The 14,881-nt window shown below is 59.5% G+C and carries 17 protein-coding genes; 8 read left to right on the forward strand and 9 right to left on the reverse strand.

All coding sequences use genetic code 11. The features are described 5' to 3' along the window. Window positions 1-13: 13 nt before the first annotated feature. Window positions 14-2,272 carry a DNA topoisomerase IV subunit A gene (parC, locus tag A6U86_RS02450; RefSeq protein ID WP_068385746.1) on the forward strand — a complete coding sequence of 753 codons (2,259 nt, stop codon included), beginning with the start codon at window positions 14-16 and terminating at the stop codon, window positions 2,270-2,272. A gap of 72 nt (window positions 2,273-2,344) precedes the next feature. On the opposite strand, the gene A6U86_RS02455 is transcribed toward parC, so the two are convergent. From A6U86_RS02455 to hemB, 6 genes are all read right to left on the reverse strand, one after another. Beyond that, window positions 2,345-2,734: a type II toxin-antitoxin system death-on-curing family toxin gene (locus A6U86_RS02455; RefSeq protein ID WP_068385748.1), complete on the reverse strand. Its 390-nt coding sequence runs from the start codon at window positions 2,732-2,734 to the stop codon at window positions 2,345-2,347. Next, a complete protein-coding gene (locus A6U86_RS02460; protein WP_068385750.1) occupies window positions 2,734-2,955 on the reverse strand; it encodes an AbrB/MazE/SpoVT family DNA-binding domain-containing protein in 222 nt (73 codons plus the stop codon). The genes A6U86_RS02455 and A6U86_RS02460 overlap by 1 nt, the downstream gene beginning before the upstream one ends. A gap of 66 nt (window positions 2,956-3,021) precedes the next feature. Next, window positions 3,022-3,903, reverse strand: a complete 882-nt coding sequence (locus A6U86_RS02465) for a DMT family transporter (RefSeq protein WP_068385751.1) — start codon at window positions 3,901-3,903, stop codon at window positions 3,022-3,024. Then, the gene (locus tag A6U86_RS02470; RefSeq protein WP_068385753.1) at window positions 3,904-4,683 is read right to left on the reverse strand and encodes an arginyltransferase; all 780 of its coding nucleotides are present in this window, start codon (window positions 4,681-4,683) and stop codon (window positions 3,904-3,906) included. Between the two features lie 184 nt (window positions 4,684-4,867). After that, window positions 4,868-5,326: an RDD family protein gene (locus A6U86_RS02475; RefSeq protein WP_068387741.1), complete on the reverse strand. Its 459-nt coding sequence runs from the start codon at window positions 5,324-5,326 to the stop codon at window positions 4,868-4,870. A gap of 177 nt (window positions 5,327-5,503) precedes the next feature. Beyond that, window positions 5,504-6,517, reverse strand: a complete 1,014-nt coding sequence (gene hemB, locus A6U86_RS02480) for a porphobilinogen synthase (RefSeq protein ID WP_068385755.1) — start codon at window positions 6,515-6,517, stop codon at window positions 5,504-5,506. 144 nt (window positions 6,518-6,661) lie between these two features. Between hemB and A6U86_RS02485 the strand changes: the two genes are divergently transcribed. The 7 genes from A6U86_RS02485 (at window position 6,662) to A6U86_RS02515 (ending at window position 13,260) form a co-directional block, all read left to right on the forward strand. After that, the gene (locus A6U86_RS02485) at window positions 6,662-7,102 is read left to right on the forward strand and encodes a DUF6163 family protein (protein WP_068385757.1); all 441 of its coding nucleotides are present in this window, start codon (window positions 6,662-6,664) and stop codon (window positions 7,100-7,102) included. A 133-nt stretch (window positions 7,103-7,235) separates the two neighbouring features. Beyond that, window positions 7,236-7,751 carry a transcriptional regulator LdtR gene (locus tag A6U86_RS02490; protein ID WP_068385759.1) on the forward strand — a complete coding sequence of 172 codons (516 nt, stop codon included), beginning with the start codon at window positions 7,236-7,238 and terminating at the stop codon, window positions 7,749-7,751. 504 nt (window positions 7,752-8,255) lie between these two features. Then, complete coding sequence (locus A6U86_RS02495; RefSeq protein WP_068385760.1) at window positions 8,256-9,569, forward strand: murein L,D-transpeptidase; 1,314 nt, start codon at window positions 8,256-8,258, stop codon at window positions 9,567-9,569. A gap of 174 nt (window positions 9,570-9,743) precedes the next feature. Further along, window positions 9,744-11,042, forward strand: coding sequence for a serine hydroxymethyltransferase (gene glyA, locus A6U86_RS02500; RefSeq protein WP_068385762.1), 1,299 nt, complete (start codon window positions 9,744-9,746; stop codon window positions 11,040-11,042). A gap of 9 nt (window positions 11,043-11,051) precedes the next feature. Continuing rightward, window positions 11,052-11,528: a transcriptional regulator NrdR gene (gene nrdR, locus A6U86_RS02505; protein WP_068385764.1), complete on the forward strand. Its 477-nt coding sequence runs from the start codon at window positions 11,052-11,054 to the stop codon at window positions 11,526-11,528. Window positions 11,529-11,530: 2 nt separating this feature from the next. After that, entirely contained in the window at window positions 11,531-12,640 is a 1,110-nt protein-coding gene (gene ribD, locus A6U86_RS02510; protein ID WP_068385765.1) for a bifunctional diaminohydroxyphosphoribosylaminopyrimidine deaminase/5-amino-6-(5-phosphoribosylamino)uracil reductase RibD, read from the forward strand. Continuing rightward, window positions 12,640-13,260, forward strand: a complete 621-nt coding sequence (locus A6U86_RS02515) for a riboflavin synthase (protein ID WP_068385768.1) — start codon at window positions 12,640-12,642, stop codon at window positions 13,258-13,260. The genes ribD and A6U86_RS02515 overlap by 1 nt, the downstream gene beginning before the upstream one ends. A 34-nt stretch (window positions 13,261-13,294) precedes the next feature. Here A6U86_RS02515 and A6U86_RS02520 read toward each other — a convergent pair whose 3' ends face one another. The 3 genes from A6U86_RS02520 to A6U86_RS02530 all read right to left on the reverse strand — a co-directional run bounded on the left by A6U86_RS02520 (window position 13,295) and on the right by A6U86_RS02530 (window position 14,856). Next, the gene (locus A6U86_RS02520; protein WP_198929016.1) at window positions 13,295-13,759 is read right to left on the reverse strand and encodes a GNAT family N-acetyltransferase; all 465 of its coding nucleotides are present in this window, start codon (window positions 13,757-13,759) and stop codon (window positions 13,295-13,297) included. Between the two features lie 30 nt (window positions 13,760-13,789). Further along, the gene (locus tag A6U86_RS02525) at window positions 13,790-14,272 is read right to left on the reverse strand and encodes a GNAT family N-acetyltransferase (protein WP_343287059.1); all 483 of its coding nucleotides are present in this window, start codon (window positions 14,270-14,272) and stop codon (window positions 13,790-13,792) included. A 74-nt stretch (window positions 14,273-14,346) separates the two neighbouring features. Continuing rightward, window positions 14,347-14,856: a cupin domain-containing protein gene (locus tag A6U86_RS02530; RefSeq protein WP_068385774.1), complete on the reverse strand. Its 510-nt coding sequence runs from the start codon at window positions 14,854-14,856 to the stop codon at window positions 14,347-14,349. Window positions 14,857-14,881 lie beyond the last annotated feature (25 nt).

Genomic DNA, 14,881 nt, shown 5'->3' on the forward strand with positions numbered 1-14,881 from the left:
ATAGTCAAGGGCCATGGGACAAAATCTGACTCCGCCGTCTGGTGATGGCGACGACAACATCCTTCCAGTCGATCTGAAGGCGGCACTCGAAGAGCGCTACCTGGCCTATGCCTTGTCGACCATTACGCAACGCGCGCTTCCCGACGTTCGCGACGGTCTGAAGCCGGTGCATCGGCGTATCGTCTATGCGATGAGCGAGATGGGGCTGCGCCCCAACGCCGCTTTCCGCAAATGCGCGAAGATCGTCGGCGAGGTGATGGGTAACTATCACCCGCATGGCGACCAATCGATCTACGATGCGCTGGCGCGCCTGGCGCAGGATTTCTCGCAGCGCTACACGCTGGTCAACGGCCAGGGCAATTTCGGCAATATCGATGGCGATAGTCCGGCCGCGATGCGCTACACCGAATCCAAGATGACGGCGGTGTCCGAACTGCTGCTCGAAGGCATCGATCAGGATGCCGTGGATTTTCGCGACACCTACGACGAGTCGAATTCCGAGCCGATCGTTCTGCCGGGTGCTTTCCCGAACCTGCTTGCCAACGGCTCTTCCGGTATCGCAGTCGGCATGGCGACCTCCATTCCCTCGCATAATGCCCATGAGCTCTGCGACGCCGCGCTGCATCTGATCAAGGATCGCGATGCCACGGTCGAGAAGCTGGTGGAGCTTTATATTCCCGGCCCGGATTTTCCGACCGGCGGCATTATCATCGACGATCGCCGCAGCATCATCGAGAGCTACAAGACCGGCCGCGGCGGTTTTCGCGTCCGCTCCAAATGGGAGATCGAGGATCTCGGCCGCGGCGGCTACCAGATCGTCGTTACCGAAATCCCCTTCCAGGTGCAGAAGTCCCGGTTGATCGAGAAGATCGCCGAGCTGCTTATTGCGCGCAAACTGCCGCTGCTCGAAGACATCCGCGATGAATCCGCCGAGGATATCCGCGTCGTTCTCGTGCCGAAGAGCCGCAGCGTCGATGCGACGATCCTGATGGAATCGATGTTCAAGCTCACCGAGCTTGAGAGCCGCTTCCCGCTCAACATGAACGTTCTGTCCATGGGCCGCATTCCCAAGGTCATGGCGCTGAACGAAGTGCTGAAGGAGTGGCTGGATCATCGCCGCGAAGTTCTGTTGCGCCGCTCGCGCTTCCGGCTTGCCGCCATTGAAAAGCGGCTTGAGATCCTCGGCGGCTTTCTGATCGCCTATCTCAATATCGACGAGATCATCGCCATCATCCGTGAGGAAGATGAGCCGAAGCCCGTGATGATGGAGCGGTTCGGCCTCACCGATAATCAGACCGAAGCGATCCTCAATATGCGGCTGCGCTCCTTGCGCAAGCTGGAGGAATTCGAAATCCGCAAGGAATTCGACGGCCTCAGCAAGGAAAAGGCCGACATAGAATCGTTGCTCGCCTCGGAGGAGAAGCAGTGGCAGACGGTCGCCTGGGAAATCGGCGAGGTGAAGAAGAAATTCGCCAAGGCCACCGAGATCGGCCGCCGCCGCACGCAGTTTGCCGAAGCGCCCGAGGCCGATGACGCAGCGATCCAGCAGGCGATGATCGAGAAAGAGCCGATCACGGTCGTCGTCTCTGAAAAGGGATGGATCCGTGCCCTGAAGGGGCATATCTCCGATACAGCGACGCTGACCTTCAAGGAAGGCGACGCGCTGAAGGTAGCCTTCCCGGCCCAGACGACCGACAAGATCCTCATCATCACGACAGGCGGCAAGGCCTATACGCTCGGCGGCGACAAGCTGCCCGGCGGGCGTGGTCATGGCGAACCGCTGCGCATCATGGTCGATATGGAGAATGACCAGGATGTGCTGACGGCCTTTGTCCATGATCCCCAGCGCAAGCAACTGATCGCCTCGACGGCCGGCAACGGCTTCATCGTGGCCGAGGCGGAACTGGTCGCCAATACCCGCAAGGGCAAGCAGATCATGAATGTCTCCTATCCCGATGAGACGAAGCTGTTGGTGCCGATCTCAGGCGATCATGCTGCCGTGGTTGGCGAGAACCGCAAGATGGTCATCTTCTCGCTGTCGCAGGTGCCGGAAATGTCGCGCGGCAAGGGTGTGCGCCTCCAGCGCTACAAGGATGGCGGCGTCGCCGACATCAGATGCTTCGCGATCGCCGATGGCCTGACATGGGAAGACAGCGCTGGCCGCACCTTCACCAAGACCAAGGATGATCTGGCCGAATGGCTGGGCGACCGCGCCAGCGCCGGCCGCGCCGTGCCGAAGGGCTTCCCGAGAAGCGGCAGGTTTTCGGGGTGAGCAAGCCAGGTAAGGCCGAGGACGTGGCCCGAGCCCCGTAAAGGGGGGAGGCTCTGTCCGGCAGGTGGAGAATCAATCGGCGTAGGGTATGCAGACGTCACGTAGGAAACGTGACGCGCCTTCCTTATTAATTTCGCCAGCGGCAACGGCAACGACGAAAGCATAGAGGTTGGCATCCGTCGTCTGTATTTGATAGCCGTTGTCCATGAGGAAGACGGCTGCCGCTACAATGGCGATGCGCTTGTTACCATCTACGAAAGCGTGATTTTTCGCTAAGCCGAACAGATAGGCTGCTGCCAGATCTATAATATCCTCGGTACCGTACTGAAATTTATTAATCGGACGCGCCAAGGCGGATTCGAGGACTCCTTCGTCTCTCAATCCATAGGAACCGCCGAAACGCTTGATTTGTATCTTGTGCAGCTGCTCGATGAGCGCTCTTGTCAGGAAGGTAACCGGCATTATTCAGCCAATTTCTTGAGAGCGACCTTATATTGATCCATGAAGCGCTGTGCGTGCTCCATTTGGCGCGCAAAATCAGCGTCAGTCGGCTGCATGAGCAAGCCACCATCCTTCAGGCTAATTTCCAACGTATCGCCAGCGCCAAGACCAAGCTGATCGAGAACTTCCTTCGGAATAATCACGCCTTCGGAATTGCCGATTTTGCGGATGACGACGTTCATATCTCAACTCTCCAATGTAATAACGAAGTTATAACATCGAGCGGCAATGATATCAACACACCGACGTCACCCTGCCATTGCGGCTCGCGTCTTGACCCGCGCCTGCCAGAGCGAATGGGCTCCCAGCGCCACGATCAGTATGGCACCACCGGCGAGCGTCATGTCGGTCGGCGCTTCGGCAAAGATCAGCCAGACCCAGATCGGCGCCAGGATTGTTTCCAGGAGATAGAACATCGCGACCTCAGGCGCCGAGAGGAAGCGCGTGCCTGTGGCCAGACACCAGAAGGAGAGGGGCATCAGTACCGCCCCGTCGAAGAGGATCCAGCCGGGATGCTCGATGGAAAAGCCTGTGGGTATGACGTGATAGAGCCCGACAATGGCTGGCATGACCGCCGCCAGCAACGAGGCGAAACCCATATCCTGCCGCGAGGCGCGGCTGATGGTAATGGCGCAGGCGATGGAGAACGACGCAACCACGGAAAGCGCATCGCCAAGAAGATGGCCGCCCTCCATGCCGTCCCCGACGATCAGGCCGACGCCTATGATCATGACGGCCATGGTGATGAAGGTCGAAACGGCGGGACGTTCCTTGAGGAATATCCAGGAAAGCAGCGCCGTGAACATCGGGTTGAGCGCGATGATGAACACCACATTCGCTGCCGTCGTATAATAGACGGCAAGAAGAAAGCTGATCGTCGTCAGCCCATAGAAGAATCCCACCGGAAGCCCCAGCCAGCCCGGCAGCACGCCGCGCAGCGAACCGGTGACGCGCCGGATGACGAGGAGGGCGGCCAGCGCCACGCCCACCGTCGCAAGGCTGCGCACCGACAGCACCGACCAGACCTCGCCGCTGGAGAGCCGGATCAGCGGAATATCCATCGACAGGGCCAGGCCGCCAAGCGTGGTCAGCAGCAGGCCCTTCCTGTGGTCTGAGAGATTGGCGAACATTCAGCGGGCGCTGTCTTTGTCGCCGTCCGCGGCGGGATCGAAACGCTCCCAGCCGCGCGGGGTCAGATGTTCCTGCGGCTGGAAGCGCGTCTTGTAGTCCATCTTGCGCGATCCCCTGACCCAATAGCCAAGATAGACGTGCGGAAGCCCCAGCGCCTTCGTCCGCTTGATGTGATCGAGGATCATGAATGTGCCGAGCGATCGCTCGTCGAAATCGGGATTGAAGTAGGAATAAACCATCGACAGCCCGTCGCTCATCACATCGGTCAGGGCCGCCGCCAGCAGTTCGCCTTTCGGGCGCTGTTCCAGTCCGGAGCCTTCCTCGCGACGGCGATACTCGATGATGCGCGTGTTGACATGCGTGTCCTCGACCATGATCGCATAGTCGAGCACGGTCATGTCGGACATCCCGCCCTGTTGGTGGCGATAGTCGAGGTAACGGCGGAAAAGGGAATATTGCTCGCTGGAGGGTTGCGCCGGAAATTCGGTGGCGATGATATCGCTATTGGTTGCCAGCACGCGTCTCATCGAGCGGCTCGGCTCGAATTCCTGGGCGAGAATACGCACCGAAATGCAGGCGCGGCAAGATTCGCAGGCCGGTCGGTAGGCGATGTTCTGCGAGCGTCGAAAACCGCCCTGGGTCAGGATATCATTCATCTCCGCGGCGCGCGGGCCGACGAGATGCGTGAAAACCTTGCGCTCCATCTCGTGCGGCAAGTACGGGCAGGTAGCCGGTGCCGTCAGATAAAACTGCGGAGATGGCGTCGACTGCGTGTTCATCTGCCGTTGAATGCCCTTTCTTTCGGCATTGGTTTTTTACAAGCATGGCCCAAGTTTGGAAAACGTCAACCATGTCCTTTGCTAAAGATCACAGTTTCCTAAAAGACTGTGTGTGAAAACACCGTCCAACGTGCCCAAGGGCTTAGCAGCAAACCGCCTATGGAGTTGTGGATGCCGTCTCGTTCTAAGCCGTGCGGGCGATCACCGTGCCGAGGAGCAGGTCGTGCACCAGGCGGCTGCGATCGGTGAAGAGGCCTGCGAGCAGGATAAGCGGCGTCAGCACGGAGTTCAAAATCCAGAACAGCGCCAGATGGACGATCGCGGTCAGGAAATCCATCCGCCGGCCATCGACCCGCATCATGGTGACGCCCATGGCCCGCATGCCGAGCGAAGCCTGATAGGGGCCACCAAGCGTCCAGCCGAAGTAGAGGCCGGCAACGAGGATGAAGAGCACGGGATAGAGGAAGAAGCCGAGCCCGAGTGTCAGGATCGACAGAAAAAACAGCACGACGGCTGCGGGAATGCAAAGCAGGGCGACGATGATATAGTCGACGATGAAAGCGAAGATGCGCCGGCTCAGCACACCACTATAGGCGCGCCAGTCTTCCGGTGCTGCATAAAGCGGGCTGGGGTTCAGGCTCATCGTTTTTTGCTCCTTCGCGTGCCCCTCCATTCGTTCCGATATGAAGAAGGCCTATGCGCCAGTTAAAGATCTTTCTGCGACTTATATACGACCGATCGGCGCGAAAGCCGCAGCAAGGGAAACATTTGCCGAACATATGGTGTCAGGTCCGGCAAATACAATAAGTCTGGCTTGGAGCTAATTTTTTGCCAGGTGCCTTGCCACATCCATCGCGAAATAGGTGAGGATGCCGTCGCAGCCGGCGCGCTTGAAGGCGAGCAGGGTTTCCAGCATCACCCTTTCGCCGTCGATCCAGCCATTGGCGGCGGCGGCCTTGATCATCGCGTATTCGCCTGAGACCTGATAGGCGAAGGTCGGAAGGCCAAAAGCCTCTTTCAGCCGCCAACAGATGTCGAGATAGGGCAGGCCCGGCTTGACCATCAGCATGTCAGCGCCTTCCTCGACGTCGAGGGCCGCATCGCGCACGGCTTCGGTGCCGTTTGCCGGATCGATATAATAGGTCTTCTTGTCGCCCTTCAGCAGCCCGCCGGTGGAAATTGCCTCGCGGTAGGGGCCGTAGAAGGCCGAGCTGAACTTCGTCGCATAGCTCATGATGCCGACATTCTGGTGGCCGGCGGCGTCGAGTGCCTGGCGGATGGCGCCGATGCGCCCATCCATCATTTCCGAAGGTGCGATGATGTCGGCACCGGCATTGGCCTGATAGACGGCCGCGCGGGCGACCTGCGCGACCGTTTCGTCATTGACGATCTCGTTGCCGCGCAGGATGCCGTCGTGCCCATGGCTGGTAAACGGGTCGAGGGCGACATCGGTAATGATGCCGATGTTCGGAACGGCTTTCTTGATCGCGGCTGTTGTCAGATTGATGAGGTTGTTCTTCTCGAGGCTGTTTGAGCCGGTCTCGTCGCGCAGTTCCATTTCGATGTTCGGGAAAGTGGCGAGCGCGGGAATGCCGAGATCGGCCGCTTCCTTAGCTGCTTCCACGGCTTTATCCACCGTCATGCGGTTGACGCCGGGCATGGCAGGGATCGGTTCCACGATGCCGGTGCCGGGGATGACGAAGATCGGCCAGATCAGATCGTCGACGGTCAATCGGTTTTCCTGCACCAGGCGGCGGGTCCAATCGGCCTTGCGATTGCGCCGCATGCGACGATGCCCGGTGATCTCGTCAACGAGATGCGTCTTGTTCTCCATGATGCCGCCATCCTTCTTCGTCTATCTATGGCCTTATTATATGGGCAGCGTACCTAGCACGCTGTCCCCAGGATTCAAAACCAGGCGAAAGGCCGCAGCCATTATGCTCTGGCGAGCGGGGTGCCTCCTACGTATTGTTCGCGCATGGACTCTGATTCTTCGACCGTACCCAAGAATACGCTGACGGACATCCTGTTCGTCCTGTTCCTGCGGCTGATCGCCATTGCCTGCTTCTGGCTCGGTCTGCAGTACTGGGCCATGCTGGTTGGCTACTCCCTTGATGGTCATGCCCGCTTCGACCTCCTTAATCTGCCGTGGAAGGTCGCGGGCGCCGGACTGGCCGTTGTTTTCCCCGTCGCCGCGCTTGGATTGTGGCTCACCGTATCCTGGGGACCGGTCATCTGGGTGCTCGCCGCGGGAGGGCAGGGACTGATGTACGGGATGTGGCCGGAGGTGTTCGGATCCAACCCGTTGATCATGATCTTGCATGTCTGCGTCGCCGTGCTGTATTGCCTGTTTCGCGTCCTGTTATGGCAGGAAAAGCGCCGGCGTCGGCAGCAGCAGGTAATGGTTGATTTACCCTGAGACAGCAAGAGTTCGCGGTAAGGTGCTGTTAAGCTTGCAGTTTAAGTAGAATTTTATGTGTATTCGATAGGGTCTCACTCAAGGCGGGAAGAAAACGACACCGCCAAACAAAACAGAGTGAGGCCAAGTCATGATGAACACGAAAATGAAGCCGCAGGCAGTTGCGAACGCTCGGGATCAGCAGGTTGACGACATCCGGGCCCTCTACATGGAATCTCTCCATCTGGTCGAGCGTTTGCACCGCCGCCTGCTTGACGTCATCAAGGACGAGTTCGACCGTCAGGGTCGCGACGACGTCAACGCCGTCCAGGCACTTCTCCTTTTCAACATCGGCAATTCCGAGCTGACCGCCGGCGAACTGCGCTCCCGCGGTTTCTATCTCGGCTCCAACGTTTCCTACAACGTCAAGAAGTTGGTCGACCTCGGCTTCATCAACCATCAGCGCTCGCGCATCGACCGTCGCTCGGTCCGCATCAGCCTGACGGAAACGGGCCAGGACATCGCCGAAACCGTTGCCAAGCTCTATGAGCGCCACATCGGCTCGATCGACAAGGTCGGCGGCATCGGCACCGACGAGTTCACCCAGATGAACAAGCTCCTGCAGCGCCTCGACCGCTTCTGGAACGACAGCATCGCCTATCGCATGTAAATATCGGCCGCTGATCGATCGCAAGATCTTCCAATCAAAACAAGCTGGACACGTTCCCTGCGTGTCCGGCTTGCACTCGTTCCCGCCCCGCAATTGTGCGCTTTTTGCCACGTCCGCTTCCCACCTTCTGTCGCAGAGGAGGCGTGGGGCATCTGAGCGATTGACGGCAGGTCAGGACAGGTTATGAACCAAGCCCATTCTGTGGTATATTAGCACATACAATATGGTGATCTTCTGTGATGGCTCGGCAAGGCAAGTTTCATGCCGGGCGACACGAATTGGCCATATTGATATGACAGCGGAAACTGACGGCAAGCGACGTTTTCAAACCTCGATCCTACTGTGCCTTCGCTTCGCGATATTGTGATAGTTCGTGGCGAAGTTTTGGTGGTGCTTTAAGGGAACGGATCGATACTGAGCTGCGTTACTTGGCGCAAGCCGCGCTATTTACTGCTTCCTCTCTAGGCTGCGCATAATTGGATCGCAGCGCTGAACGGTTGGGATATGTCGAAGAAAAACGGAATTGAACCCTTCTCGCGCCGCTCTTTCCTGCGGTCGGCCGCAACTTTTGGCGCTGCCGCATTGGCTGCACCGGCCCTCGCGCAAAACGCTACACCGCTGGAAGCGTTGATCAATGACCGTTCTCGCGGCAACTGGGACGACCAGTTCGACGCCAAGGCCGCGGCGCGCACGGCCGCCGCCGTGCAGTCGAACACGCCAATCCTCGGACCGGATTCCGTGCCGAACATTCAGCGCGCGATTGCCCAGTATCAGAGCATCGTTGCCAATGGCGGCTGGCCGCAAGTCAATCCGACGAGCCAGCAGTCTCTGCAGATCGGCGTCACCGATCCTGCGGTGCAGACGCTGCGCCAGCATCTGATGGTTTCCGGCGATCTGCCGCGCGAGGCGGGTATCTCGTCCTCCTTCGATTCCTACGTGGACGGCGCCGTCAAGCGCTTCCAGGCTCGCCACGGCCTGCCGCCGGATGGCGTTATCGGCGATTTCACGCAGAAGGCGATGAACATTCCCGCCAATGTTCGCCTGCAGCAGCTGAACACCAATCTTGTTCGCCTTCAGACCTTCCCGTCCGACCTCGGACGCCGTCACGTCATGGTCAATATCCCTGCGACCCGTGTCGAAGCCGTGGAAGACGGTCAGGTGGCGCTGCGCCACGAGGCGATCGTCGGCCGTGAATCGCGCCCGACCCACATCATCAATTCGAAGATCTATGAGGTCATCCTCAATCCATACTGGACGGCGCCGCGCTCTATCATCATCAAGGACATCATGCCGCTCATGCGGAAGGATCCGACTTACCTGACGAAGAGCAACATCCGCCTTCTCGATGGCAAGGGCCAGGAAGTAGCGCCTGAGACGATCGACTGGAATTCGGACAAGGCACCGGATCTGATGTTCCGTCAGGACCCGGGCAAGACGAACGCCATGGCGTCCACGAAGATCAACTTCCATAATCCCAACAACGAATACATGCACGACACGCCGGAGCAGGGCCTGTTCAACAAGCTGATGCGCTTCGACAGCTCGGGTTGCGTGCGCGTTCAGAACGTTCGTGACCTGGCGACCTGGTTGCTGTCCGAAACGCCCGGCTGGCCGCGCCAGCACATCGAGCAGGTGATCTCCACTCGCGTCAACACGCCGATCACCCTGGCGACGGAAGTGCCTGTCTATTTCGTCTATATCTCCGCCTGGAGCGCTTCCGACGGTATCGTCCAGTTCCGCGACGACATCTATAATCTCGACGGCAATGCCCAGCTGGCGCTCGACACGACCCAGGGCATGGAGCAGCCGGTTCAATAATCGGCCCTTCCATCTGCAATTATTGTCAAAGCCGCGTCCCTGGATGCGGCTTTTTCATTGGCCTGAACCGCTCTGCGTAGAATGCCCAGCAAATGTCGCTGGTCGTATTGCCCTTGTGCGACCCTGACGTTAATACCAACTACATTGCCGTTTGGCCGTTCAGGAGCTTTCACGATGACCAATGCGTTCACCGAACCCTTCTTCAATCGCTCGCTTGCCGATACAGATCCGGAAATTTTTGGCGCGATCGGCAAGGAATTGGGTCGCCAGCGGCACGAAATCGAACTGATCGCCTCGGAAAACATCGTCTCGCGCGCCGTGCTGGAAGCGCAGGGCTCGATCATGACGAACAAGTATGCCGAGGGATATCCGGGCAAGCGCTATTACGGCGGCTGCCAGTTCGTCGATATCGCCGAAGAGCTCGCCATTGAGCGCGCCAAGAAGCTGTTCGGCGTCAATTTCGCCAACGTCCAGCCGAATTCCGGCTCGCAGATGAATCAGGCCGTATTCCTGGCGCTGCTGCAGCCGGGCGATACCTTCATGGGTCTCGATCTGAATTCGGGCGGTCACCTGACGCATGGTTCGCCGGTCAACATGTCAGGCAAGTGGTTCAACGTCGTGTCCTACGGCGTGCGCGAAGGCGACAACCTGCTCGATATGGATGCGGTTCAGCGCAAGGCTGAGGAAACCAAGCCGAAGCTGATCATTGCTGGCGGCACGGCCTATTCCCGCATCTGGGACTGGAAGCGCTTCCGCGAGATCGCCGATAGCGTCGGCGCTTATCTGATGGTCGACATGGCTCACATCGCCGGCCTCGTTGCTGGTGGCCAGCATCCGTCGCCGTTCCCGCATTGCCACGTTGCCACCACGACCACGCACAAGTCGCTGCGCGGCCCGCGCGGCGGTATGATCCTCACCAATGACGAGGATCTGGCGAAGAAGTTCAACTCGGCCGTCTTCCCGGGCCTCCAGGGCGGCCCGCTGATGCATGTCATCGCTGCCAAGGCCGTGGCTCTGGGTGAAGCACTGCAGCCGGAGTTCAAGGACTATGCCGCGCAGATCGTCAAGAACGCCAAGGCTCTGGCCGAAACGCTGATTTCCGGCGGCGTCGATGTCGTCTCCGGCGGCACCGACAACCACCTGATGCTTGTGGACTTGCGCAAGAAGAACGCCACCGGCAAGCGCGCCGAGGCTGCTCTTGGCCGCGCCTACGTCACCTGCAACAAGAACGGCATCCCGTTCGACCCGGAAAAGCCTTTCGTCACGTCAGGCGTCCGCCTCGGCACGCCGGCCGGCACGACGCGCGGTTTCAAGGAAGCCGAATTCCGCGAAATCGGCAATCTGATCATCGAGGTGCTTGATGGCCTCAAGGTTGCCAATTCGGATGAAGGCAATGCTGCCGTCGAAGCCGCCGTGCGCGAGAAGGTGGTCAAGCTCACCGACCGCTTCCCGATGTACGGCTACATGGGCTGAGGAGGGCGCATGCGCTGCCCCTATTGCGGTACGGAAGACACGCAGGTGAAGGATTCGCGCCCGGCGGAGGATAATACCTCCATCCGCCGGCGGCGTATCTGCCCGGATTGCGGCGGCCGCTTCACGACGTTCGAGCGCGTGCAGCTCCGCGAGCTGATGGTCATCAAGAAGACCGGCCGCAAGGTGCTTTTCGATCGCGACAAGCTGGTGCGGTCTTTCGAGATTGCGTTGCGCAAGCGTCCGGTCGATCGCGATCGTATCGAGCGTGCCGTTTCCGGCATCGTTCGCCGTCTCGAAAGCTCGGGCGAGACGGAAATCAGCTCGGAGCAGATCGGTCTTCAGGTGCTGGAAGCGCTGAAGAGTCTCGATGATGTTGCTTTCGTGCGTTATGCCTCCGTCTATCGCGATTTCTCCCATGCGGAGGATTTCGAGCACGTGATCAACGAGATCAACGCCAAGATCGCCCGCGATCCGCTGGACCCTTGACTATGAGCGAGCAGCCCGAAGACGAGCGTTTCATGGCGGAGGCAATCCGCCTGTCGCTCACGCATCTAGGGCTGACCTCTACCAACCCTTCCGTCGGCTGCCTCATCGTGAAAGATGGCGCTGCCATCGGCCGTGGTGTCACGGCTGTGGGCGGGCGTCCGCATGCCGAACCCCAGGCTCTGGCCGAGGCAGGCGAAGCGGCGAGGGGAGCAACAGCCTATGTCACGCTCGAACCCTGCTCGCATTACGGCAAGACGCCGCCCTGCGCTGAGGCCTTGATTGCTTACGGCGTGGCGCGCGTCGTTGTCAGCGTTACCGATCCCGATCAGCGTGTATCAGGCCGTGGCATTAACATGCTGCGTGCCGCCGGCATCGAAGTCGATACCGGCGTCCTTGAGACAGAGGGCAGGCGCTCGCTGGCGGGCTACCTGATGCGCCAGACGAGAAACCGGCCTTATGTGACTCTCAAGCTTGCCGTTTCCGCCGATGGCATGATCGGCAGGACAGGCGAGGGACAGGTCCGCATCACCGGCGATCTTGCCCGGGCAGAGGTGCAGAAGCTGCGGGCCGAAAGCGATGCCATTCTCGTTGGTATCGGCACGGCGATCGCGGACGATCCGGAATTGACCTGCCGGCTTCCGGGCCTGGAAGATCGCACCCCCTTGCGTATCGTTATCGATGAAGACCTGCAGCTGCCGCTCGGCAGCAAGCTGGTGAAGACTGCGCGGCAATATCCGGTCATCGCCGTTGCCAGCCATCAGCCGCCCTTTGACGAGAATACCGACAGCGCCTTTTTAGGTCGCCGCGCCGCCCTTGATGCTGCGGGCGTCGAGGTGCTGCAGTCCAATTCCAGCGAGCCGGGAGAGCTGCTCGAAGCTTTGGGCACGCGCGGGATTTCCTCCCTGCTGGTCGAAGGCGGCGCCAGGACCGCGCGGCGTTTCCTCGAGGCCGGGATGGTCGATCGCATCCTGCTGTTCCAGGGACCGGCCGATATTGGCGAAGGCGGTATTGAATCGCCCGTTCTCAGATCCAATATCCCACCCAGTTTCATGCATATCGGCGAGAGCCAGTTCGGCGACGATCGCTGCGACGAATACGAAAGAGGTTTTTGATGTTTACGGGAATTGTCACCGATCTCGGCACGGTTGAATCCGTTTCTCCTCTGAAAGAAGGTATCAAGCTGCGCGTTGCCACCAATTATGATCCGGCAACCATCGACATGGGTGCTTCGATTTCGCATGCTGGCGTCTGCCTGACAGTGACCGGCCTGCCGCAAGAGGGCAGCAACGGTCGCTGGTTCGAGGTCGAGGCCTGGGAAGAAGCCCTGCGGCTGACCACCATCGGCACCTGGGCAGCAGGAAGTAAAATCAACCTGGAGCGTTCGCTGAAGATTGGCGATGAGCTCGGCGGACACATTGTTTCCGGCCATGTTGATGGCAGGGCTGAAATTCTCTCGGTAACGGCTGAAGGCGATGCCACCCGCTATCGCCTGCGCGCGCCGGAGCATCTCGCCAAATTCGTGGCACCGAAGGGGTCGATCGCCCTCGACGGCACCTCGCTCACGGTCAACGCCGTCGATGGCACCGATTTCGACGTGCTGCTCATCCGTCACACCCTCGAGGTTACCACCTGGGGCGAGCGCAAGGCTGGTGATTTCGTGAATTTCGAGGTCGATACCATGGCGCGCTATGCAGCCCGGCTTGCCGAATTTCCGGTCGTCCGCGAAGGTTGAGCCTCAAGTCCGCTCACATGGGGCATCGGGCCGTCTATGTGAGCATCTTTTCCATACGAAAATTCGTTAGCGTCTGGCCGCGCTTTTGCACCTGTTGCGCGGCCAGGACAACAAAGCCCCTTCGTTCGAAGAAGGGGCGGGCGGTCAGGCTGGCCTCGGTGAATATTCGCCGCAGGCCTTGATCGCGAGCAGCGTTTTCGACGGTCGCAAGCAGCAGGCTGGCAATACCCTTGCCCTGATGATCGGGGTCCACGAACATCATGTCCAGACAGCCGTCCGGTTTGAGATCCGTGAAACCGACCGGCATTGGTCCATTCATTGCAAGCCATGTCGGTCGGCTCGCGCGATATTGAGCCCAGACTTCGGCATCGTCGACCTTTGCCCAGGCTGCAATTTGCTCGGGGCTGTAATCCTTAGATGCAGTCTCACGAATGGCTCTTAGGAAAATGTCGATCGTGGCCCGTGCATCATCCGGCAGATAGGCCTTGATCGAGAACATCTCCGACATCCGCGCCTTTTCCCGGTTCGTCTATCGTTCGAACATGGCGTTGGGTTTGTGTTTGTAGGTCACGTCACCGATCCGCCGGAAGCCGATCTTTTCGGCGATGCGTAGCGACGGCTTATTTTCCAGATCGACCATGCAGGTCATGCGCCGGCCGGCGAACTGCTTGTCCGCCCAAGAGATCGCGGCACTCATTGCCTCCGTCGCATAGCCCTTTCCCTGCATCGGCGGCGTGATGCCCCAGCCCGCTTCGAGCGTGCCCTCCGTCGACGGGATCTCGTCTCTGTGCAGATCGAGAAAACCAACTTCGCCGATCAGCTTGCCGCTTTCGCGTTCCTGGACCGCGAAGAAACCGAAGCCAAGATGATGCCACAGGCCGCCGTAGCGCAGGAGGCGCGCCCAGACCTGCTCGCGGGTGGGCAACTCGCCGCCGATGAAGCGCACGAGATCTTTATGCTTCCAGAGATCAAGAAATTCGTCGAAATCGTCCAGCCGGTGGCCGCGCAGCAAAAGCCGCTCAGTCGTCAATATCGGAATGATGGTCATGAGGGTCTATGTCTTTGCTAATATGTATTTGGTTAGATTCAGTCGTTCGATGCGCCGGGCTCGCCGTCCCAGTAGTCTGCATTGGTGGTCGCAGCCCGCCCGATGACACGGAATGCCGCCTCACCGTTGCGGTTGGTCTTGGCCAAAAACTTGCCGGAATCGGGATATTCGACGACCTCCGTCTGCGCCTTGGTCGAAATGGCGAGATAGATCAGCACACCGGGGCCGTTGTTGATCAGCTGGTGCGCCGTTTCCGGGCCGCCGGCCGGGGCTCCGAGGACGTCACCCTGCCTCACAGCAATCCGATGGTCTCCAAAACGATATTCGCCTTCGCCGTCGAGAATGACGAACATCTCTTCCTCGACGTGATGATTGTGAAACGGACAGCCTGATTTGCCGGGAGGGACTTCGTTGTAACTGATGCCGAGGTGCTTCAGGCCGAGCATCGCCCCGAAAGAGGCGTCGCTGCCGGCAAAAAAGCTGCCCTGCTGCCAGTGATCCAGCTGAAGTTCGCCGACATTCACGGCGGGTATGGATTTCTTCGTCATGAGCCCCCCTCCCAAGTCTGGAATT

The sequence above is a fragment of the Rhizobium sp. AC27/96 genome (assembly GCF_001692325.1).
Classification (GTDB): Bacteria; Pseudomonadota; Alphaproteobacteria; order Rhizobiales; family Rhizobiaceae; genus Rhizobium.